The organism is Aeromicrobium sp. CFBP 8757 (genome assembly GCF_014841755.1).
Lineage (GTDB): Bacteria > Actinomycetota > Actinomycetes > Propionibacteriales > Nocardioidaceae > Aeromicrobium.
The window spans coordinates 929215-948137 of the sequence record NZ_JACYUM010000001.1 but is presented as its reverse complement, the minus strand read 5'-3'; the positions used below and the strand labels follow the sequence as shown (position 1 = coordinate 948137).

Here is an 18923-nt window from a genome sequence, read left to right as displayed (position 1 = left end):
GCCCGCCAAGCGGGCCGGTTGCGGACATAGCTCAGTGGTAGAGCATCACCTTGCCAAGGTGAGGGTCGCGAGTTCGAATCTCGTTGTCCGCTCGGAGAGGGTCTTCATACCCATCCAGCGGTGGGTTGGCCGAGAGGCGAGGCAACGGACTGCAAATCCGTTTACACGGGTTCAAATCCCGTACCCACCTCGACACAACTGAATGACCAGCACGATGAACACCCACGGGCGATTGGCGCAGCGGTAGCGCGCTTCCCTGACACGGAAGAGGTCACTGGTTCAAACCCAGTATCGCCCACACCACGAGAACCCCCGCGAGAGCGGGGGTTCTTCGTTTCTCTGGCGCGGGGTGCTCGTGGACCAGCGTGACCACAGCCTCCGTCCGATCGTCCTGCGCGCGCCGTGTTCCTTGCCCGCACCCTCCGCGTCGAACCGGCACACGCTCAGCGCAGTGTGACCGAGATGTCGCGAACGGTGTACGACAGGCCGGGAGCCCCGTCGTCCTCGCCGCCTATGACGACGCACGTGTAGTCGACCAGGCGGCCCGGGCCGCCGACGTCCTGCACCTCGATCGAGCCGCGGACGCGATAGCGGGGCCACTCCCCCATGACGGACGCGTCGTCCGACATGGCTGCCGTCACGGAAGCCGTGCCCGTCGGCGAGCTGGCACTCATCGCGCCCATCTCGCAGGCCCGGACGGCCGCCTGTTCCCGCTGCGACGTCTTCGCGTTCGACACCAGCAGCACGACCGCCACGGCGGTGCCCACGACGATCAAGGCGATGAGACCGAGCCCCCATCGGCTCGCCGCGTCGCGTCGGACCACCGACTCGGGAGACGGGGACCGGCCGGCAGCGACATCGTTCACGCGTCGACGTATGAATCATGCGGCGCATGAGCCTGGTCACAGCGGACGTCGGAGAGCCCCCCGATGTGTACATTCGGGCCGGTTCTGTCCACATTCGGGACCTACAGACCTCGCGCGGCGGGACTCTTTGCACGTAGCATCGGGGTGCCGCCCCTGCCTGCCTCCCCTGGAGGGCAGGGGTGGCCTCTTGTTGTCACACCTCGTTGTCACACCTCGGTGTTCGGCGATCGTTCGCCCCGCGTTGGTGGAGTCGGACGTGACATCTCCGTACCGTCGAGGACGAGCCGGTTGGTCACGCACAGCCGGTGCCCGTGCGGCCACGACCCTTCCTCCATGAGGTCCCAGCCGCGACCCAGCCCCTCCGCCGCCCACCACCCCGGCCGAGGGGCTTCGTCGTGCGGTCAGCTCGTGACGGCGTCGCGCCCCCAGCGGGAGTCGTCGACGCCCTCCTCGACCGCCGCGTTGATCGCGGCACCGATCAGCACCGAGATCGACAGCACGTACAGCCACAGCAGCACCGCGATCGGCGCCGCCAGGGGCCCGTAGATCGACATGCCGCCCGTCGAGAAGCCGAGCGCCCAGCGGACGAAGTAGCTGCCGAGGATCCACAGCAGGAGCGTGAAGGCGGCACCCGGCAGACCGGCACGCCACTTCTGCCGCACCGGGACCGCGAGGTGGTACAGCGTCGTCAGGAACCCGAGCGACAGCACCAGCACGGCTGGCCAATAGAAGACGCGCATGAACGACCATCGGTCCGACAGGATGTCGGCCGCGAGCTCGGGCCCGGTCAGCACGAGCGGCACCAGGACGATGCCGACCACGAGGGCCGCGATGTAGAGCGCGAACGACAGGGCCCGCGTCTTGACGATGCCGCGCTGGCCGCCCATCCCGTAGATGATCGAGATGGTGTCGAGGAAGACGTTGAGCGCCCGCGAGCCCGACCAGAGCGCCAGCACGAAGCCGATCGAGATGACGTCGATGCGTCCCGACCCCAGCACCTCGTCGAGGGTCGGGGCGATGACCTTGTCGACGGTGCTGTCGGTCAGCGCCTGCGAGGCGAGGTCGATGATGCGGTCCTTCAGGACGTCGACCTGCGCGACGTCGAAGCGCTCGGCGATGAACCCGATCGTGCCGGCGAGGCCGAACACGAGCGGCGGCAGCGACAAGATCGCGAAGAAGGCCGCCTCGGCGGCGAGCCCCGTGACCCGGTAGCGGAAGCAGCTGCTGACCGTCCTGGCGACGAGCCTGCTCAGCAGGTCGGGGAGCGCCGGTCGACCTACCGGTTGCGCCACCATGGCTCTACCGTAGCGACATGAATCCCGCTCCCCGCGCATCACACGACCCGGCGCGCACGGTGTCTCGGCGCGAGACCCGATGAGCCGACACCTGCTCCTGGCGACGGTCGTGTCCGCGTTCACGACGTTCGTCGCGGCGATGGCCCTCCGGGCGGCCGATGCGACCCTCGCCGTCGTGGCCGTGGCCGCGGTCGCCGTCCTGTTCACCTGGTACGCCCAGCTGCACTCGACGGACGAGCAGTCGTCGCTCGGCCTGGCCAACCCCGCGGCCGCGGTCACGCTCGCCGTCGTCGGTCGCCACCCGTGGTCGACCCTCCTGCCGGTCGTCGCGGCCCATGTCGTGGGGGCGGTGCTGGCCGGCCTCGCCGCCCTGGGGCTGGAGGACCGCCTCGGCGACACGCTGGTCTTCGGCACCCCCGGCCTCCTGCTCACGGGCACCGGGGCCGCGGTGGTCGGACTGATCGGCGCCTGGACGACCCTGGCCGTCGACGCCGACGGTCAGCCCCCTGTCGTGGCCGTCCCGGTGCTGGTCGGAGGCGCGGTGCTGCCGCTCGGGCTGCTGACGTCCTTCCAGCCGGCGGCGGTCGTGGGTCTCGCGACGGCAGGGATCCTGCCGTGGGACGTCGCCCTGGTGAGCGTCGCGGCGGTGCTGGTCGCGTCGGCGGTGGGGGCGTTCGCCGTGTCGGCGCTCGTCCCGGCGGAGTGACGCGGACCACAGCAAGGCCCCGTTTCTGCCGTGCCGCCGCTCCGCGTGTCCATGATGTGGACGCCCGTCCCACGGAGTGAGACCATCGCTTGTCGCGCGGGCCTGCGGTCCCCAGACTGAACACATGCTTTCGGCGCAGACCCTCTGGCTCGTGGGACGACTCCACGTCGACCTCGGCCGCGCCCGCAACATGATGTGTCGCTGATCAACGCGCGACCTCTGTCCTGACTCGAAGCTCCACCAGTCGAATCAATCCAGGCGCGCGGCGACCACCGTGACGAGCCTGTCCTGATCGCCGTGTGCCCTTGCCGCCGCAAAGGGAACCCCATGGCTTCAGCACCCGGTACCGACACCCCCGCCCGTCGTCCGCGCCCCAAGCGCGGCGAGGGCCAGTGGGCGTTGGGCTACCGCGAGCCACTGAACGCCAACGAGCAGTCCAAGAAGGACGACAACCCGCTCAACGTCCGGGCCCGCATCGAGAACATCTACGCGCACCGCGGCTTCGAGTCGATCGACGGCGGCGACCTGCGCGGCCGCTTCCGCTGGTGGGGCCTCTACACGCAGCGCAAGGAGGGCATCGACGGTGGCAAGACCGCGACCCTCGAGCCCGACGAGCTCGACGCCGACCGGTTCATGATGCGCGTGCGCATCGACGGCGGACAGCTGAACCTCGCGCAGCTGCGCGCCGTCGCCGACGTGTCGACCGAGTTCGCCCGCGACACCGCCGACCTCACCGACCGCCAGAACGTCCAGTACCACTGGATCGACGTGCGCGACGTCCCGACGATCTGGGAGCGTCTCGAGTCCGTCGGCCTGTCGACGCAGGAGGCCTGCGGCGACTGCCCGCGCATCATCCTCGGCTCCCCCGTCGCCGGCGTCTCGCACGAGGAGATCATCGACGGCACCTCGGCCATCGCGGCGATCGAGAGCCAGTTCATCGGCGACCGCGCCTTCAGCAACCTGCCGCGCAAGTTCAAGTCCGCGATCAGCGGCCACCCCGGCCACGACGTCGTCCCGCAGATCAACGACATCGCGTTCATCGGCGCGGTCCACCCCGAGCACGGCCCTGGCTTCGACCTCTGGGTCGGCGGCGGCCTGTCGACCAACCCGATGCTGGCGCAGCGCCTCGGCACCTGGGTCTCGCTCGAGGACGTCCCCGAGGTCTGGAAGGGCGTCGTCAGCATCTTCCGCGACTACGGCTACCGCCGCCTGCGCACCCGGGCGCGCCTGAAGTTCCTGCTGGCCGACTGGGGCGTCGAGAAGTTCCGCGACGTCCTCGAGACCGAGTACCTCGGACGCCCGCTCGCCGACCTGGACGCCCCGGAGGCTCCCGAGACCCCGCTCGACCATGTCGGCGTGTTCCCGCAGACCGACGGACGCTTCTACGTCGGCGTGGCCGCGACCGTCGGCCGCATCTCGGGAACCCTGCTGAACCAGGTCGCCGACATCGTCGAGGCCCACGGCAGCGACCGCGTGCGCACCACCCCGATGCAGAAGCTCGTGGTGCTCGACGTGGCCGAGGACCGGGTCGAGTCGCTCGTCGCAGCCCTCGACGAGATCGGGCTGCACGCGCGGCCCTCGCAGTGGCGGCGCAACACGATGGCGTGCACCGGCATCGAGTACTGCAAGCTCGCGATCGTCAACACCAAGGACACCGCTCGCACCCTGATCGGCGAGCTCGAGCAGCGGGTGCCCGAGCTCGACACCCCGATCACGGTCAACGTCAACGGCTGCCCCAACTCGTGCGCCCGCATCCAGACCGCCGACATCGGCCTCAAGGGCATGCTCGTGCTCGACGAGAACGGCGACACCGTCGAGGGCTTCCAGGTGCACCTCGGCGGCGCCCTCGGGCTCGAGGCCGGCTTCGGCCGCAAGCTCCGCCAGCACAAGGTCACCGGCGAGCACCTGCCCGACTACGTCGAGAAGCTCTCCAAGACGTACCTGCAGGAGCGGGAGCCCGACGAGTCGTTCGCCCGGTGGGTCGCCCGCGCACCCGAGGAGGCCCTCCGATGAGCGCCACCCGGGCCGTCCCGTTCCACTGCCCGTACTGCGCCGACGAGGACCTGCGTCCCCACGGCGAGACGCACGGGGAGTGGGAGTGTCGCTCGTGCCTGCGGGCGTTCCGGCTCGGCTTCATCGGCCAGCTCTCCCCCAACGACCTGACCACCCTGTGACCACCACCCCCCTCACACCCACCACAGCACCACCCCCTGGAAGGAGGCACGCATCATGACCGCACCAGCACTCATCGCTCTTGCGCACGGCAGCACGGACCCTCGTTCGGCCGCCACCATCACAGCCCTCACGGAGATGGTCGCGTGCATGCGACCCGACCTCCGCGTGGTGCCCGCATTCCTCGACCACGTCGGACCCTCGTTCGACGAGGCCGTCGACCGGCTGGTCGCCGAGGGCCACCAGGAGATCGTCGTCGTCCCCCTGCTGCTGAGCGAGGCGTACCACGCCAACGTCGACGTCCCCCGCGCCGTCGCGGCTGCCGTGGCGCGCCACGACGGCATCAAGGTGCACGCGACGAACGTCCTCGGCATCGAGTCGGCGTTCTTCCACGTGCTCGACAAGCGACTGCGCGAGGCCCTCTCGAAGCACCGCGTGCGCGAGCTCGACGCCCTGGTGCTCGCGGGCGCCGGCTCGTCCGACCCGATCGCCAACGCGGCCATCTCGCGCGCAGCGCGTGCCTGGGGTGCGCACCACAAGCTGCCGACCATCGCGGCGTTCGCCTCGAGCGTCCCGCCGGCTGCCGGCGAGGCCGTGCGGCAGCACCGTGCCGACGGTCGCCGTCACATCGCGGTCGGCCAGCTGTTCCTCGCGCCGGGCGTCCTGCCCGACCGGGTCTCGGAGCTGGCGTACGAAGCCGGGGCCGTGGCGGTCGCCGAGCCGTTGGGCGTCGACGTCGAGGTGGCCCGCGTCATCCTCGCCCGCTACGCGGTCGGCGCCGTCGGTCTCGTGCCGCTCGAGGCCATGTTCGCTTGAGACCCGCCCGTCCCGCCGGGGACGTCATCACCGACGCTGCACCTCGCGTCCAGCCGATGACGTCCCCGGTGGCGTCGGGCCCCCTACCGTGGACGTCGTGACCTCTCCCCCTCGCGGCCGCGGCTGGACGTCCTGGCTGGTCCTGGCGTCCTGCGTCGGAGCGGTGTCGGCGGCGCTGAGCCTGGCGGGGTTCCCGTCGCCGCTGCTGTTCGGTGGACTGCTGGGCGGGCTGGTCTTCGCCCTCGTCTCCGCGCGGAGCGTCGCGGTGCCGGGCTGGTCGTTCACGATCGGTCAGGGCATCATCGGCGTCACGATCGGCGCGATCGTCGACTTCGACGCCCTCGCCGACCTGGGGTCCGACTGGCCGGTCGTGATCGTCATCTCGATCGTGACGCTGGCGCTCAGCGTCGTCGCCGCCCAGCTGCTGCGTCTGCACCGCGGCGTCACCCCCGTCACCGCGTCGTTCGCCCTGGTCGCGGGTGGCGCGTCCGGCATGACCGCGATCTCCCGCGACCTCGGAGCCGACGACCGCGTCGTCACGGTCATCCAGTACCTCCGCGTCCTGATCGTGCTGCTGGCGATGCCGGCCGCGGTCTCGCTGGTCTTCCACGCCGACGACGGGGCGACGACCGGTTCGGCCGCAACGCACACGACCGTCGCCGCGATGGCCTACACGGTCCTCGCCGTGGGGCTGGGGATCGTCGCCGGCCGGGTGCTGCGCCTGCCGTCGCCAGCGCTGCTCGGCGCCCTGGCCGTCGCGGTCGTCCTCTCGACCGTGCCGGCGTTCCAAGACGTCGAGGTGCCGGTGTGGGTGCAGGGCATCGGCTACCTGCTGATCGGCGTGCAGGTGGGCCTGCGATTCACCGTCGCGAGCCTGCGGGCGATCGGCCGGATGCTGCCGACGGCGCTGCTCGTCATCGCGTTCATCATCGCCTCGTGCGCGGCGTTCGGCGTGCTCCTCGCCAATCTGACGGGGGTCTCGCGGCTCGACGCCTACCTCGCCACGACGCCCGGCGGGCTCTACGCCGTTCTCGCGACGTCGGCCGACACCGGCGGCAACGTCACGTTCGTGACGGCCGTGCAGCTCATCCGGCTGCTGCTCGTGCTGATCGCGGCTCCCCTGCTCGCCCGCTGGCTGACGTCACGCCACGGCTGAGCCCCGACTCCGGCGGCGTCACATCGCGGCGAGGCGGGCCTTCTCGGCGTCGACGTCGAAGTCGCCCTCGGGCCACTGCAGGTCGAGCGCGCGCAGCTGCTCGAGCAGCAGGGTCGCGACGGCCCAGTTGCGGTACCACTTGCGGCCGCTCGGCACGACGTGCCAGGCCGCGTTGCCGGTCGAGCAGCGCTCGAGCGCGACACCGTACGCGTCCTGGTAGTCGTCCCACAGCGCGCGCTCGTCGAGGTCGGCCGAGTTGTACTTCCAGTGCTTCGTCGGGTCGTCGAGCCGCGCGACGAGACGCTCCTTCTGGTCGTCGGCCGTGATGTGCAGGAAGCACTTCACGATGACACCGCCGGAGGCCTTGAACGACCGCTCGAAGTCGTTGATCGCGATGTAGCGGCGATCGATCTCCTTCTCGTCGGCGAGGTGCCGCACCTTGCCGATCAGGACGTCCTCGTAGTGCGAGCGGTCGAAGATGCCGATCATGCCAGCCTCGGGCAGCGCGTTCTCGATGCGCCACAGGAAGTCGTGCTCGAGCTCCTCGGGCGTCGGCTTCTTGAACGACGTGATCGACAGGCCCTGGGGGTCGACCAGCCCGGCCACGTGGCGGACGATGCCGCCCTTGCCGGACGTGTCCATGCCCTGCAGCACCACCAGCACCTTGGTGTCGCCCGTCCCCGCGCGTCCTCCCGCGAACAGCTTCTCCTGAAGGTCGCCGAGCTCCTCGCCGATCGCGGCCAGCGCCTCGGCGGCGTCCTTCTTCTTGCCGTCGAAGCCCGTCGTCGCGCGGGAGTCGAACGTCGACAGATCGACGTGTCCCGACACGGAGAGCTGGGACGAGAGGGACGGCGGAGGCGACGACTTCGACATGTCCGAAGTATGCCCGACACGCCCCCGTACGCTGCTGGACATGGACCTGGACGACGCCGAGATCGCGCGGCTCTACGCCTATCCCGCCACCGACCGCCCGTGGGTGCGCACCAACTTCGTCGCGACGGTCGACGGGGCCGCCCACGGCGCCGACGGCGTCTCGGGGACGCTCGGCGGCGAGGCCGACAAGAGAGTGTTCGGGGTGCTGCGGTCGCTGGCCGACGTCGTCCTCGTCGGTGCGGGCACGGCGCGCGACGAGGGGTACGGACCGGCGGACGTGCCGATCGCGCTCGTCACCAGGAGCCTCGACGTCCCCGACGCGCTCCGCGTCCCCGGCACCGTCGTCGTCACGACCGCGGACGCCCCGCGCGACCGGCTCGACGCCTTGGGCGACGACGTCGACGTCGTCGCGCGCGGGACCGGCGCCATCGACTGGACGGCCGTCCTCGACGAGTTCACGACCCGCGGGTGGCTCCACGTGCTGTGCGAGGGAGGACCGTCGCTGCACGGCGAGCTGGTCGGGCTCGACCTCGTCGACGAGGTCTGCCTGACCGTCGCCCCCGTCATGGCCGCGGGGCCGGCGCCCCGCATCGCGCACACCGACCAAGCGGTCGACCGGTCCATGACGCTGGGGCACGCCCTGGCGGTCGACGACGTCCTGCTGACGCGGTGGGTCCGCGACCGCGCGTAGGCTGACCACGACGAAGGGACCACCACATGTTCGACGTGTCACTGCTCATCGAGCGCCAGCTCAACGACCTCGACGCCGACCAGGTCGTCGCCCTGCACGAGGGGCTCGACGACACGGTCCGCTACCACCTGCTCCTGCCGGTCGAGAGCTCGTCGGCGGTGCTGATGTCGTCGATGGGCAGCCTCGGCGGCCAGGTCGTGCCGCTGTCGGAGCCCGGTGCGCTCGAGGACGTCCAGGACTCGCTCGACCGGGCCGGCCAGGCCGAGCTCGACGCCAGTGCCGCGCTGCTGACCCAGCGGGGCCAGCAGGTCACCGCGACGATCACCGAGGACGACCCCATCGAGGCGCTCGTCGCACTCGTCGAGAGCACGGGATCGTCCGAGGTCATCATCCTGACCGAGCCGCACGTCGTGAAGGAGTTCCTGCACATCGACTGGGAGTCCCGCGCGCAGCGCAAGCTCGACGTCCCCAGCATCCGCCTGCTCGAGCACGTGCCGTTCGACGCCCAGCGCTGAGCGCGGCGGGCGCTGGCCCGCCGACGTAGGCTTGACACATGAGCAAGCCGAGTGAGAAGACCTACGCCGTCGACAAGACGGATGCCGAGTGGAAGGCCGAGCTGAGCCCGGCCGAGTACCAGGTGCTGCGCAAGTCGGGCACCGAGCGCCCCTTCAGCTCGTCGTACGAGACCGACCCGACGGTCGGCGTGTACGCGTGTCGCGCGTGCGACGCCGAGCTGTTCCGCAGCGAGACCAAGTTCGACGCCCACTGCGGCTGGCCGGCGTTCTACGCGCCGCTGGCCGAGGACCGCGTCGAGTACATCGAGGACCGGTCGATGTTCGGCGGCGTGCGCACCGAGGTGCGCTGCGCGACGTGCGGCTCGCACCTGGGGCACGTCTTCGAGGGCGAGGGCTTCGGCACCCCGACCGACCAGCGTTACTGCATCAATGGCGTCGCCCTGAAGCTCGAGGCCGACTGACGTCGCCCGTTCCCCAGGGAGGCCGCCGCACGCCCCGTTCCCCAGGGAGGCCGCCGCACGCCCCGTTCCCCAGGGAGGCCGCCTGCGGCCGACCGTGAGCGAAGCGAGGGGAACCCACTCGAGCGTGGTCGCTGGCGTCCGCCTCGGTCGCTGGCGCTCCCTCACGGTCGCTCCGCTCCCTGGCGAACGAGACGCTCCGCTCTTCGGCGAGAGAGACGCTCGTTCGCCAGCCCGAACGCGCCGGAGAAGGCGTCAGGGCCAGATGTCGACGAGCTCGGCGACGGTGTGCACCTGACCGGTGTAGAAGGGGATCTCCTCGCGCACGTGACGGCGGGCCTCGGTGGCCCGCAGCTCGCGCATGAGGTCGACGATGCGGTGCAGCTCCTTGGCCTCGAAGGCCAGGATCCACTCGTAGTCGCCCAGCGCGAACGACGCCACGGTGTTGGCGCGCACGTCCGGGTAGTCGCGCGCGGCCATGCCGTGCTCCTTGAGGATCGCGCGACGCTCGTCCTCGGGCAGCAGGTACCAGTCGTACGAGCGCACGAACGGGTAGACGCAGACGTACGGCTGCACCTCCTCGTCGGCCATGAACGCCGGGATGTGCGAGCGGTTGAACTCGGCCGGACGGTGCAGGGCCATCTGCGACCACACCGGCGCCATGCGCGCCCCCAGGGCGGTGCGACGGAACGCGTTGTACGCGATCTGCAGCGCGTCGCTGGTCGGCGCGTGCCACCAGACCATCAGGTCGGCGTCGGCTCGCAGACCGCTGACGTCGTACGTGCCGCGCACCACGACGTCGTCGGCCGCGAGCTTCTCGATCAGCGCCTCGACCTCGGCGGCCTCGGCCTGCCGGTCGGCGTCGCCGAGCACGCGGTCGAGCCTGAAGACCGACCACATCGTGTAGCGGATGGTGTCGTTGATCTCCTTGGCGAGCTTGCCTTTGTTCGGGATGGGCGAAGTCATGACTCGATCATCCCAGCGTCGAGCAACCGGCGGGCAGCCGCCCGGCCCGACGCGATGACGGCGGGGATGCCGACGCCGCGGTAGGCCGCGCCGCACACCTCGAGCCCGCGCACGCCCTCGACGGAGCGCTCGACGGTCTCGACGCGGTCGAGGTGGCCCACGTCGTACTGCGGGAGTCCCCCGCCCCAGCGCTGCACGACCTGGTCGGCGGGGTCGGGCAGCGTGCCGAGCGCCTCGCGCAGGTCGACCAGGGCGCGTCGGCCGAGCTCACCGTCGTCGTGCTGCAGCAGCGTCGTCTCGCCCGCGCGGCCGACCGACGTGCGGATCACGGTGCGGCCGGTGTCGCCGACCCACCCCCACTTGTTGGACGAGACCGTGGCGGCCTTGATGAACGTACGGTCGACGGGTGGCACCAGGAAGCCCGATCCGTCGGGCACGACCGCGTCGTCGAAGACGAAGGTGATGATCGCCATGCTGGCGTAGTCGATCGCGGCGAGGGCGAACGCGGCGTCGGGCGCCTCCTCGGCCAGCAGCCGGGCCGCCGCCGGGGCGGGCGTCGCGACGACCACCGCGTCGACGTCGAGCGTCTCGACGTCGGTCGTGGGCCCGACCGACAGGCGCCAGCCGTCGCCGGTGCGGGTGATCGACCGCACGGTCGACGAGAGCCGCACCTCGACGTCGTGGGCCGCGACGACGGCCGCCGGCAGCTGACCGACGCCTCCGACCAGCCCAGCGAACACCGGCCCCGTGCTGTCGGACGCCGCGCGGTGCTCGGCGGCCGCAGAGACGAGGTCCTCGCCCAGCGCGGCGATCTGGGGGGTCGTCGCGCGCAGCGACAGCTGGTCGGTGTGGCCGGCGTAGACCCCGCCCAGCAGCGGCTCGACGAGCCGGTCGAGCACGTCGCGCCCGAGCCGCGCCGTGACGAAGTCGGCGACCGACACGTCCTCGTCGGGGACGGGCAGGATGCGCGGCTCGGGCATCAGCGCGATGCCCGACGCGGCGAGGGCGTCGGCGTCGGCCGGGACGCCCATGACGGTCGGCGGCATCGAGCGGAGGGCGCCGTGCGTCCAGATCGACGCCGTGATGGTCTCGGGGTGCACGACCCGGTCGTCGAGACCGACTTCATGGATCAGGTCGAGCCCCTCGGGCCGCCGGGCCAGGACCGACTCGGCGCCGAGGTCGAGCGTGATGCCACCGACCTCTCCGAGCCTCAGCTTGCCGCCGACCCGGTCGGAGCCCTCGAGCAGGACGACCTCGGCGCCGCCTGCGGCGAGCTCGTGGGCCGCGGCGAGCCCGGCCATGCCGCCTCCGACGACGGCGACCCTCACGGCGCGGTGGGCGTGTAGGAGTGGACGAAGTCGACCAGGCGCGTCAGCGAGTCGGGGTCGGTGGCGGGCAGCACCCCGTGGCCCAGGTTGAACACGTGCCCCTCGGCGGCGCGTCCGGCCTCGATGATCTCGGCGGCCCGGGCGTGGACGAACTCGGTCGGCGCGAACAGCGTCGTCGGGTCGAGGTTGCCCTGCACGGCCTTGCCGGGCCCGATGCGCCGGACCGCGTCGTCGAGCGGCACGCGCCAGTCGACGCCCACGACGTCGGCGCCGGCGTCGCCCATGGCGTGCAGCAGCTCGCCGGTGCCGACACCGAAGTGGATGCGCGGCACGCCGAGGTCGGCGACCGACTCGAGCACCGCGGTCGAGTGCGGCTTGACGTACGTCTCGTAGTCGGCCAGCGACAGGTGCCCCGCCCACGAGTCGAACAGCTGGATCGCCGAGGCGCCCGCCTCGACCTGCAGGCGCAGGAACTGGGCCGCGATGGCCGCCATGCGGCCGAGCAGGGCGTGCCACAGCTCGGGGTCGGAGTACATCAGCTGCTTGGTGAGGCGGTGGTCGCGCGACGGACCACCCTCGACGAGATACGACGCCAATGTGAAGGGAGCGCCCGCGAAGCCGATCAGCGGTGTCGAGCCGAGCTCGCCGACCAGCGCCGTCACCGCGTCGGTGATGCTGCGGACGTCGTCCGGCTCGACGTCGCGGAACTGGTCGAGCTGCGCCGCCGACCGGATCGGCTCGGCGACGACGGGGCCGGTGCCCGGCACGATGTCGAGGTCGACGCCGATCGCCTTGAGCGGCACGACGATGTCGGAGAAGAAGATCGCGGCGTCGACGCCGTGGCGGCGGACGGGCTGCATCGTGATCTCGACGACCATGTCGGTGCGGAAGCACGAGTCGAGCATCGCCGTGCCCTCGCGGATGGCCAGGTACTCGGGGAGCGACCGCCCCGCCTGCCGCATGAACCAGACCGGCGTGTGGGCCGGTCGTTCACCCCGGCAGGCCTGCAGGAACGCGCTGTCAGTCAGTGTCGATGTCACCGGGTCAGTCTCTCAGGTCGTGCGGAGTGTCGCTCCCGGGACCTGACGCCGCCGCGCCTACCATCACAGGGTGGCAGTCCGCAGTGAGATCGATCGCACGCCGGCCCGGTTCACCGAAGCGGTCGAGCAGGTGCGCCAAGCCGTCCTGCGACCCGAGGTGGTCGTCGACGAGATGCCCGCGCCCCAGCGCATCGCACCGCACGCCTTCGCGATGAGCGGCGACGTGCTGGTCGACGACGAGGAGCTCGCGACGGGGCGGTTCATCCTGCTGCACGACCCGGCCGGCAACGACGCGTGGGGCGGGACGTTCCGCTGCGTCACGTTCGCCCGCGCCGACATCGAGGCCGACATGGCCGCCGACCCGTCGCTGCCCGCCGTCGGCTGGAGCTGGCTGACCGAGGCGCTCGACGCGTACGGCAGCGAGTACTCGGCCGCGAGCGGCAGCGTCACGGTCGTCCGCTCCGAGGGCTTCGGCGAGATGGCCGAGGACGGCGGCGACGCGCAGATCGAGGTGCGGGCGTCGTGGACGCCGCACATGGAGGCACCGACGACCGGCACGGGTGGCCACGCCGGCGCCTGGTCGAACCTGCTGTGCGCGATCGCCGGACTGCCTCCTCTGGCCCCGGGCGTGATCCCGCTGCAGCGCAGGCGCGGTGCGCGGTGACGGCTCCCGACCAGACGCCCGAGACCACCGGCAGCGACGAGACGAGCGAGCTGGTCGCGCCCGAGGCGCCGCGTCTGCAGCTGCGCGACCCCCTGCCGCCCGTCGTCGACACCCAGGCAGCGCTCGACGACACCTGCGCCCGCATCATGGCCGGCACCGGACCGATCGCGCTCGACGCGGAGCGGGCGTCGGGCTACCGCTACTCGCAGCGCGCCTACCTCATCCAGGTGCGGCGCGAGGGCTCCGGCACGCACCTGATCGACCCGACGGCGTTCGACAGCCTCGTGCCGCTCGACACCGCCTTCGACGGCAACGAGTGGATCCTGCACGCCGCGACGCAGGACCTCATGTGTCTGGCGGAGGTCGGTCTCTACCCCGAGCACCTGTTCGACACCGAGCTCGCCGGACGCCTGCTGAACCTGCCGCGCGTCGGGCTGGCCGCCCTGGTCGAGCACTACCTGGGGCTCAGCCTGGCCAAGGAGTTCTCCGCGGCCGACTGGTCGACGCGTCCGCTGCCCGACCCGTGGCTGGTCTACGCGGCCCTCGACGTCGAGGTGCTGGTCGAGCTGCGCGACCTCATCGACGCCGACCTGCAGAAGGCCGGCAAGCGCGAGTGGGCCGCCGAGGAGTTCGAGTCGCTGCTGCTGTTCCAGGGGCCGCCCGAGCGCAAGGAGCCGTGGCGCCGCACGTCGGGTCTGCACAAGGCCCGCGGACGCCGGGCGCTCGGCATCGTCCGCGAGATCTGGCAGACCCGCGACGAGATCGCCGAGGACCGCGACACGACACCGGGCCGCATCCTGCCCGACGCGTCGATCCTCGAGCTCGCGACGGCTCCCCCGAACGACCTCAACGCGCTCAAGAGCCTGCGCATCATGCGCAACCGCGGGCCACGGCGGTTCATGAGCGAGTGGTTCGACGCGATCGAGCGCGGGCTGGCGCTCGACGAGGCCCTGCTGCCGACGACCAACCAGCGGTCGGACGGCCCCCCGCCGCCGCGTGCCTGGGCCGACAAGAACCCGATCGCCGCCGAGCGTCTCGGCCGGTGCCGCGACGTCGTGCAGGCCGTCGCCGACCAGCACGACCTGCCGACCGAGAACCTCGTCAGCCCGCAGCTCGTCCGCAACCTGGCGTGGGAGCCCCCCGCCGACGTGTCGTCCGAGACGGTCGCCGCGACCCTGCGGCTGCAGGGCGCCCGCGAGTGGCAGATCGGCCTGCTGTCGGACCAGCTGGCCGAGGCACTGACCGCCTGAGAGCTTCTTGCCGAGATCACAGTCTCGGACCGATGTGGTGAGCGTTGCCTTGCCTTATTCTTCGTAGGTGCTCGCCAACTTCCTGATCGGACTGCGTGAGGGCCTCGAGGCCAGCCTCGTCGTCAGCATCCTGATCGCCTACCTCGTCAAGACCGACCGTCGTCATGACGTCCGGTACATCTGGGGTGGCATTGCCGCCGCCGTGCTGCTGGTCGTGGCCGTCTTCACGGCGATCAACATCGCGATCGGCTCGCTGCCGTTCCGCACCCAGGAGCTCGTGGGCGGGACGCTGTCGATCCTGGCCGCGGGCCTCGTGACCTGGATGATCTTCTGGATGCGGCGCACGGCGCGCGGGCTCAAGCGCGAGCTCGAGAGCGAGCTCGCGACCGCCGTGACGCTCGGCCCGTTCGCCGTCGCGATCGTCGCGTTCCTGACCGTCGGCCGCGAGGGCCTCGAGACCGCCGCCATCATGTACGGCACGGTCGCCGACGCCTACACGCCGCGGCCGTTCATCGGCGCCGCCGGCGGACTGCTCGTGGCCGTCGTGCTCGGCTACCTCATCTACCGGGGCGCCGTGACGGTCAACCTCGGCAAGTTCTTCACGATCACCGGATACCTGCTGATCGTCGTCGCGGCCGGCGTGCTGGCGTACGGCATCTACGACCTGCAGGAGGCCGGCTTCCTGCCCCGGCTCACCGGCAACGTCGGCGGCATCGGGCACCTCGGCAACGCGGTCTTCGACGTCTCGTCGACGATCCCGCCCGACAGCTGGTACGGCACGCTGCTCAAGGGGACCGTGAACTTCCAGCCCAATCCGTCGTGGCTGCAGCTGATCGGATGGGCGTGCTACCTGTTCCCGGTGCTGTGGCTCTACTCCCGCAAGCCCCGCCCCGCCGTGCAGCGTCCCGTCGCGTCGTCCGACGACGCGGCACCCGCGGACGTCCGCCACTGATTGGTCGCCCCCACTACCGTGATCGCATGACGACGGCAGCCGGCACGTTCGACGACCGCTTCGCTCCCCTGGCCGACCTGCTGCACCAGCACGTGAGCGACGGCGTCGAGCGCGGCGCCAGTCTGTGCGTCGTCCAGGACGGCGAGGTGCTGGTCGACATCTGGGACGGCTGGTCCGACCTCGAGGCCACCGTGCCGTGGGAGCGCGACACGATCGTCCCCGTCTGGTCGATCTCGAAGGTCATGACCAACCTGGCCGCGCTGGTCGCGGTCGACCGCGGGCTCATCGACCTCGACGAGCCGGTGGCGACCTACTGGCCGGAGTTCGCCGCGGCGGGCAAGCAAGACGTCACGGTCGGCCACCTGCTCGGGCACACGTCCGGCGTGTCGGGCTGGGCCCAGCCCGTCACGGTCGACGACCTCTACGACTGGGACGTCGCGACGTCGAAGCTCGCGGCCCAGCCGCCGTGGTGGACTCCGGGCACCGCATCGGGCTACCACCTGCTCGACCAGGGACACCTCGTCGGCGAGGTCGTCCGACGGGTCACGGGGTCGTCGCTCGGCACGTGGTTCGCCGACGAGGTCGCCGCGCCGCTCGACGCCGACTTCCACATCGGTCTCGGGGCCGCTCACGACCAGCGCGTCTCACCGCTGACGCCGCCGCGTCCGCCCGAGATCGAGCGGTTCGACGATCCCGACGACGTCGCGCTGCGCACCCTGACGGGACCGTTCCTGCGCGCCTCGGAGTGCAACAGCGAGCGGTGGCGACGGGCCGAGGTCCCCGCGGCGAACGGTCACGGCAACGCCCGCTCGATCGCGCGGGTGCAGTCGGTCGTGTCGCACGGAGGCGAGGTCGACGGCGTGCGGCTGCTCGCGGCCGAGACGGTCGAGCGCATCTTCGAGGTGCGGGCGTCCGGCACCGACCGGGTGCTCGGTCTGCCCCTGACGTTCGGCACCGGGTGGGCGCTGCCCGACGCGCACTCCATGCCCTCGGTCCGTCCCGGCCGCCGGTGCTTCTGGGGAGGGCTGGGCGGGTCGGTCGTGGTCAACGACGTGGAGCAGCGACTGACGATCGCCTACGCCATGAACCGCATGGTCATGGAGCACTCCCCCGGCACGCGCACCATCAGGCCGTGCGGCGACTCGCGCTTCGACGCGTACGCCGAGGTCATCGACAAGGCGCTCGCATGAGCGAGCCGAGCGAGCTCGTCATCAACGCCCTCGTGCGGACGCCCTCACACCGTTGCTTCTTCACGAGGGTGACCGCATGAGCGAGTTCAAGAAGCCCTCCCTGCCCGGCAGCGCGCTGTTCGAGGCGCAGGCCGGGGGCGACGACCCGGCCGAGCTGGCCGCCGCGGGTCACCGCATCGCCACGCTGCTGGTGCGCGGGCCGCGCACCGACGACGACCAGGGCATGGTCGACCGCGTCCTGCACCTGGCCGACGAGGAAGGACTCGGCGTCATCGCCGACCTGTGGGCCACGGCGCCGGCCGACACCCTCCCGGGGTCGCTGTGGCGCCTGTACCTGCTGCGCACCTGGGTGCACCGGCAGCCCGACCAGGCCGCCCGCGAGTACGCCTCCGGCAAGGCGTACGCCCCGGTGCACGAGGTGCTCGCGGGCGTTGTCGACCCGCCCGGGCCGGCCGAGGTCATCGCGCTGGTCGACACCGTCGTGCGCGGCATCGTCACGAGCGACCTCGACGTGACGCTCGACCGCGCGGCCTCGTTCGCCCACATCGTCGGGGTCGGGCGGGCGCAGCTCGACAGCGGCGACCCGCACAGCGCCGCCAAGCTCGTCGACACCGCCCTGCACCTGCGGCGCGCCGCCGAGCTGGAACGCCTGGGCGAGCTGACCTGATCTCGTCCGGGATCGCAGGGCGACCGCCGAACCCGCCTTGTGTGGGCGGATCGCTCGACTAGGCTGGTGGTCGCGTCGGGCTGCGGTAGCCCCGGGTCCCACAATTAGCCGCTACGAGCGGCCATGCGCCGTGAGGCGCTTCCCAGCCCGGCGCGACCCCCGACCACGTGCCTCCGGTCCTTTGTGGGTCATTTGTCCAAGATCACGTCGAGAACCACCCGAATCCGGCAGACGTGACGCCCAGGATCATCTACCGTCGATCTCGGTGTCCTCGGACGTCGAGACCCGGCCGGCGAACGTTCCAGGGGCGATCGCAGGCCGGGTCGGCCGCCGTCAGCGCGGCGCGTACGTCGTGTACGACTGCGTCGGCGCCCCGATCTCGGCCAGGTCGGCGAGATCGGCGCCCGACGGGGTCCACCGCGCAGCCTCGACGTTCGCACGCACCTGGTCGGGTCGCGTCGCGCCGGCGATGACGCTCGCGACGGCCGGCTGGGCCGCCAGCCCGCCGATCGCCAGCTCGAGCAGCGAGATGTCGCGCTCGTCGGCGAACCGCTGCAGCGCGTCGATGCGGTGCCAGTCGGCGCCGTCCAGCCGAGCCGACTGCAGGGCCAGACGGGTGCCCTCGGGTGCCGCCTCCCCGCGACGGTACTTGCCGGTCAGCAGGCCGTAGGCGAGCGGGAAGTACGGCAGCACGCCGACACCGAGCTCGAGGCAGGCCGGCACGAGCTCGACCTCGGCGGTCCGGTTGTAGAGGCTGTACTCGTTCTGTGCCGTCGCGAACGACGCCAGGTCGGCGGTCCGCGAGCGCCAGGCGGCGTCGACGAGCTGCCACGCCTGCAGGTTCGACGAGCCGATCGCGCGCACCTTCCCCTCCGCCACGAGCTCGGTCATCGCTCCCAGCGTCTCCTCGATCGGCGTCGTCGGGTCGGGCGTGTGCAGCTGGTACAGGTCGACGTGGTCGGTGCCGAGCCGGCGCAGGCTCGCCTCGACGGCGGTGCGGACGTAGGAGCGGGTGCCTCGACGTCCACCGTCGTCGCCGTTGACGCCCTGCATGTCCATGCCGAACTTGGTCGCCACGACGACCTCGTCGCGCCGACCCTCCAGGGCCGCACCGAGCAGCTCCTCGCTGCGACCCGTGCCGTACGTGTCGGCGGTGTCGAAGAACGTCACCCCGTTCTCGAACGCGGCGTCGACGACGGCACGCGTCTGCTCGCCGTCGATGCGCGAGCCGAAGGCGTTGCAGCCGATGCCGACGACGCTGACCGGGATTCCAGTGGGACCGAGGGTGCGGGAGGAGGACATGCGACCACGATAGGCA

Annotated in this window: 20 protein-coding genes and 3 tRNA genes; 16 read left to right on the top strand and 7 right to left on the bottom strand. The window is 71.4% G+C overall.

The features are described 5' to 3' along the window. The first annotated feature begins 20 nt into the window (after positions 1-20). From IFT73_RS04625 to IFT73_RS04615, 3 genes are all read left to right on the top strand, one after another. Positions 21-92 (top strand) — tRNA-Gly (locus IFT73_RS04625). A 27-nt stretch (positions 93-119) separates the two neighbouring features. Beyond that, positions 120-190: transfer RNA gene (locus IFT73_RS04620), tRNA-Cys, on the top strand. Positions 191-226: 36 nt separating this feature from the next. Further along, positions 227-298, top strand: a tRNA-Val gene (locus IFT73_RS04615). Positions 299-443: 145 nt separating this feature from the next. Here the strand turns inward: IFT73_RS04615 and IFT73_RS04610 are convergent. Both IFT73_RS04610 and IFT73_RS04605 read right to left on the bottom strand, forming a co-directional pair. Next, the gene (locus tag IFT73_RS04610) at positions 444-767 is read right to left on the bottom strand and encodes a hypothetical protein (protein WP_192166580.1); all 324 of its coding nucleotides are present in this window, start codon (positions 765-767) and stop codon (positions 444-446) included. A gap of 500 nt (positions 768-1267) precedes the next feature. Continuing rightward, positions 1268-2161, bottom strand: coding sequence for a YihY/virulence factor BrkB family protein (locus IFT73_RS04605; RefSeq protein WP_192166579.1), 894 nt, complete (start codon positions 2159-2161; stop codon positions 1268-1270). Between the two features lie 79 nt (positions 2162-2240). On the opposite strand from IFT73_RS04605, the gene IFT73_RS04600 reads away from it, so the two are divergent. The 5 genes from IFT73_RS04600 to IFT73_RS04580 all read left to right on the top strand — a co-directional run bounded on the left by IFT73_RS04600 (position 2241) and on the right by IFT73_RS04580 (position 7011). Further along, complete coding sequence (locus IFT73_RS04600; RefSeq protein ID WP_192166578.1) at positions 2241-2867, top strand: hypothetical protein; 627 nt, start codon at positions 2241-2243, stop codon at positions 2865-2867. A 327-nt stretch (positions 2868-3194) separates the two neighbouring features. Then, the gene (locus tag IFT73_RS04595; protein ID WP_056608072.1) at positions 3195-4880 is read left to right on the top strand and encodes a nitrite/sulfite reductase; all 1686 of its coding nucleotides are present in this window, start codon (positions 3195-3197) and stop codon (positions 4878-4880) included. Next, positions 4877-5041 (top strand): hypothetical protein, encoded by a 165-nt coding sequence (locus IFT73_RS04590; protein WP_192166577.1) that lies wholly within the window; start codon positions 4877-4879, stop codon positions 5039-5041. Before IFT73_RS04595 ends, IFT73_RS04590 begins: the two co-directional genes overlap by 4 nt. 55 nt (positions 5042-5096) lie before the next feature. Further along, entirely contained in the window at positions 5097-5855 is a 759-nt protein-coding gene (locus IFT73_RS04585) for a sirohydrochlorin chelatase (RefSeq protein ID WP_192166576.1), read from the top strand. 97 nt (positions 5856-5952) lie between these two features. Continuing rightward, entirely contained in the window at positions 5953-7011 is a 1059-nt protein-coding gene (locus tag IFT73_RS04580; RefSeq protein WP_192166575.1) for an AbrB family transcriptional regulator, read from the top strand. An 18-nt stretch (positions 7012-7029) separates the two neighbouring features. Here the strand turns inward: IFT73_RS04580 and IFT73_RS04575 are convergent, their stop codons facing one another. Beyond that, positions 7030-7884: a PPK2 family polyphosphate kinase gene (locus IFT73_RS04575; protein ID WP_192166574.1), complete on the bottom strand. Its 855-nt coding sequence runs from the start codon at positions 7882-7884 to the stop codon at positions 7030-7032. Positions 7885-7924: 40 nt separating this feature from the next. Here IFT73_RS04575 and IFT73_RS04570 point away from each other — a divergent pair, with 40 nt between their 5' ends. From IFT73_RS04570 to msrB, 3 genes are read left to right on the top strand one after another with little or no spacing between them, the layout of a single operon-like run. Then, positions 7925-8575 (top strand): dihydrofolate reductase family protein, encoded by a 651-nt coding sequence (locus IFT73_RS04570; RefSeq protein ID WP_192166573.1) that lies wholly within the window; start codon positions 7925-7927, stop codon positions 8573-8575. 26 nt (positions 8576-8601) lie between these two features. Next, positions 8602-9090: a hypothetical protein gene (locus tag IFT73_RS04565; protein ID WP_056608062.1), complete on the top strand. Its 489-nt coding sequence runs from the start codon at positions 8602-8604 to the stop codon at positions 9088-9090. A 38-nt stretch (positions 9091-9128) separates the two neighbouring features. After that, a complete protein-coding gene (gene msrB, locus IFT73_RS04560; RefSeq protein ID WP_192166572.1) occupies positions 9129-9551 on the top strand; it encodes a peptide-methionine (R)-S-oxide reductase MsrB in 423 nt (140 codons plus the stop codon). Positions 9552-9803: 252 nt separating this feature from the next. Here msrB and hemQ read toward each other — a convergent pair whose 3' ends face one another. Genes hemQ through hemE form a run of 3 tightly spaced genes read right to left on the bottom strand, consistent with a single transcriptional unit; the run spans position 9804 to position 12882 of the window. After that, on the bottom strand, positions 9804-10514 hold the full coding sequence (hemQ, locus tag IFT73_RS04555) for a hydrogen peroxide-dependent heme synthase (RefSeq protein WP_192166571.1): 711 nt from the start codon (positions 10512-10514) through the stop codon (positions 9804-9806). After that, a complete protein-coding gene (hemG, locus tag IFT73_RS04550; RefSeq protein ID WP_192166570.1) occupies positions 10511-11842 on the bottom strand; it encodes a protoporphyrinogen oxidase in 1332 nt (443 codons plus the stop codon). Before hemG ends, hemQ begins: the two co-directional genes overlap by 4 nt. Continuing rightward, positions 11839-12882, bottom strand: a complete 1044-nt coding sequence (gene hemE / locus IFT73_RS04545) for a uroporphyrinogen decarboxylase (protein ID WP_056608051.1) — start codon at positions 12880-12882, stop codon at positions 11839-11841. The genes hemG and hemE overlap by 4 nt, the downstream gene beginning before the upstream one ends. Positions 12883-12952: 70 nt before the next feature. Here hemE and IFT73_RS04540 point away from each other — a divergent pair, with 70 nt between their 5' ends. The 5 genes from IFT73_RS04540 (at position 12953) to IFT73_RS04520 (ending at position 17605) form a co-directional block, all read left to right on the top strand. Next, complete coding sequence (locus tag IFT73_RS04540; RefSeq protein WP_192166569.1) at positions 12953-13546, top strand: DUF3000 family protein; 594 nt, start codon at positions 12953-12955, stop codon at positions 13544-13546. After that, entirely contained in the window at positions 13543-14796 is a 1254-nt protein-coding gene (locus IFT73_RS04535; protein ID WP_371811152.1) for an HRDC domain-containing protein, read from the top strand. The genes IFT73_RS04540 and IFT73_RS04535 overlap by 4 nt, the downstream gene beginning before the upstream one ends. A 67-nt stretch (positions 14797-14863) precedes the next feature. Beyond that, the gene (gene efeU / locus IFT73_RS04530) at positions 14864-15748 is read left to right on the top strand and encodes an iron uptake transporter permease EfeU (protein ID WP_192166568.1); all 885 of its coding nucleotides are present in this window, start codon (positions 14864-14866) and stop codon (positions 15746-15748) included. A gap of 26 nt (positions 15749-15774) precedes the next feature. Continuing rightward, positions 15775-16938 (top strand): serine hydrolase, encoded by a 1164-nt coding sequence (locus IFT73_RS04525; protein WP_192166567.1) that lies wholly within the window; start codon positions 15775-15777, stop codon positions 16936-16938. Positions 16939-17014: 76 nt separating this feature from the next. Continuing rightward, positions 17015-17605 carry a hypothetical protein gene (locus tag IFT73_RS04520; protein WP_192166566.1) on the top strand — a complete coding sequence of 197 codons (591 nt, stop codon included), beginning with the start codon at positions 17015-17017 and terminating at the stop codon, positions 17603-17605. Positions 17606-17938: 333 nt separating this feature from the next. Here the strand turns inward: IFT73_RS04520 and IFT73_RS04515 are convergent, their stop codons facing one another. Then, positions 17939-18907, bottom strand: a complete 969-nt coding sequence (locus tag IFT73_RS04515; protein WP_192166565.1) for an aldo/keto reductase — start codon at positions 18905-18907, stop codon at positions 17939-17941. Between the last annotated feature and the right edge of the window lie 16 nt (positions 18908-18923).

What these genes read in the sequence shown, in the direction of transcription:
- IFT73_RS04605 (WP_192166579.1), bottom strand. Translation starts at nt 2,161, where the DNA reads ATGGTGGCGCAACCGGTAGGTCGACCGGCGCTCCCCGACCTGCTGAGC.
- IFT73_RS04600 (WP_192166578.1), top strand. Translation starts at nt 2,241, where the DNA reads ATGAGCCGACACCTGCTCCTGGCGACGGTCGTGTCCGCGTTCACGACG.
- IFT73_RS04595 (WP_056608072.1), top strand. Translation starts at nt 3,195, where the DNA reads ATGGCTTCAGCACCCGGTACCGACACCCCCGCCCGTCGTCCGCGCCCC.
- IFT73_RS04590 (WP_192166577.1), top strand. Translation starts at nt 4,877, where the DNA reads ATGAGCGCCACCCGGGCCGTCCCGTTCCACTGCCCGTACTGCGCCGAC.
- IFT73_RS04585 (WP_192166576.1), top strand. Translation starts at nt 5,097, where the DNA reads ATGACCGCACCAGCACTCATCGCTCTTGCGCACGGCAGCACGGACCCT.
- IFT73_RS04575 (WP_192166574.1), bottom strand. Translation starts at nt 7,884, where the DNA reads ATGTCGAAGTCGTCGCCTCCGCCGTCCCTCTCGTCCCAGCTCTCCGTG.
- IFT73_RS04570 (WP_192166573.1), top strand. Translation starts at nt 7,925, where the DNA reads ATGGACCTGGACGACGCCGAGATCGCGCGGCTCTACGCCTATCCCGCC.
- IFT73_RS04565 (WP_056608062.1), top strand. Translation starts at nt 8,602, where the DNA reads ATGTTCGACGTGTCACTGCTCATCGAGCGCCAGCTCAACGACCTCGAC.
- msrB (WP_192166572.1), top strand. Translation starts at nt 9,129, where the DNA reads ATGAGCAAGCCGAGTGAGAAGACCTACGCCGTCGACAAGACGGATGCC.
- hemQ (WP_192166571.1), bottom strand. Translation starts at nt 10,514, where the DNA reads ATGACTTCGCCCATCCCGAACAAAGGCAAGCTCGCCAAGGAGATCAAC.
- IFT73_RS04525 (WP_192166567.1), top strand. Translation starts at nt 15,775, where the DNA reads ATGACGACGGCAGCCGGCACGTTCGACGACCGCTTCGCTCCCCTGGCC.
- IFT73_RS04520 (WP_192166566.1), top strand. Translation starts at nt 17,015, where the DNA reads ATGAGCGAGTTCAAGAAGCCCTCCCTGCCCGGCAGCGCGCTGTTCGAG.
- IFT73_RS04515 (WP_192166565.1), bottom strand. Translation starts at nt 18,907, where the DNA reads ATGTCCTCCTCCCGCACCCTCGGTCCCACTGGAATCCCGGTCAGCGTC.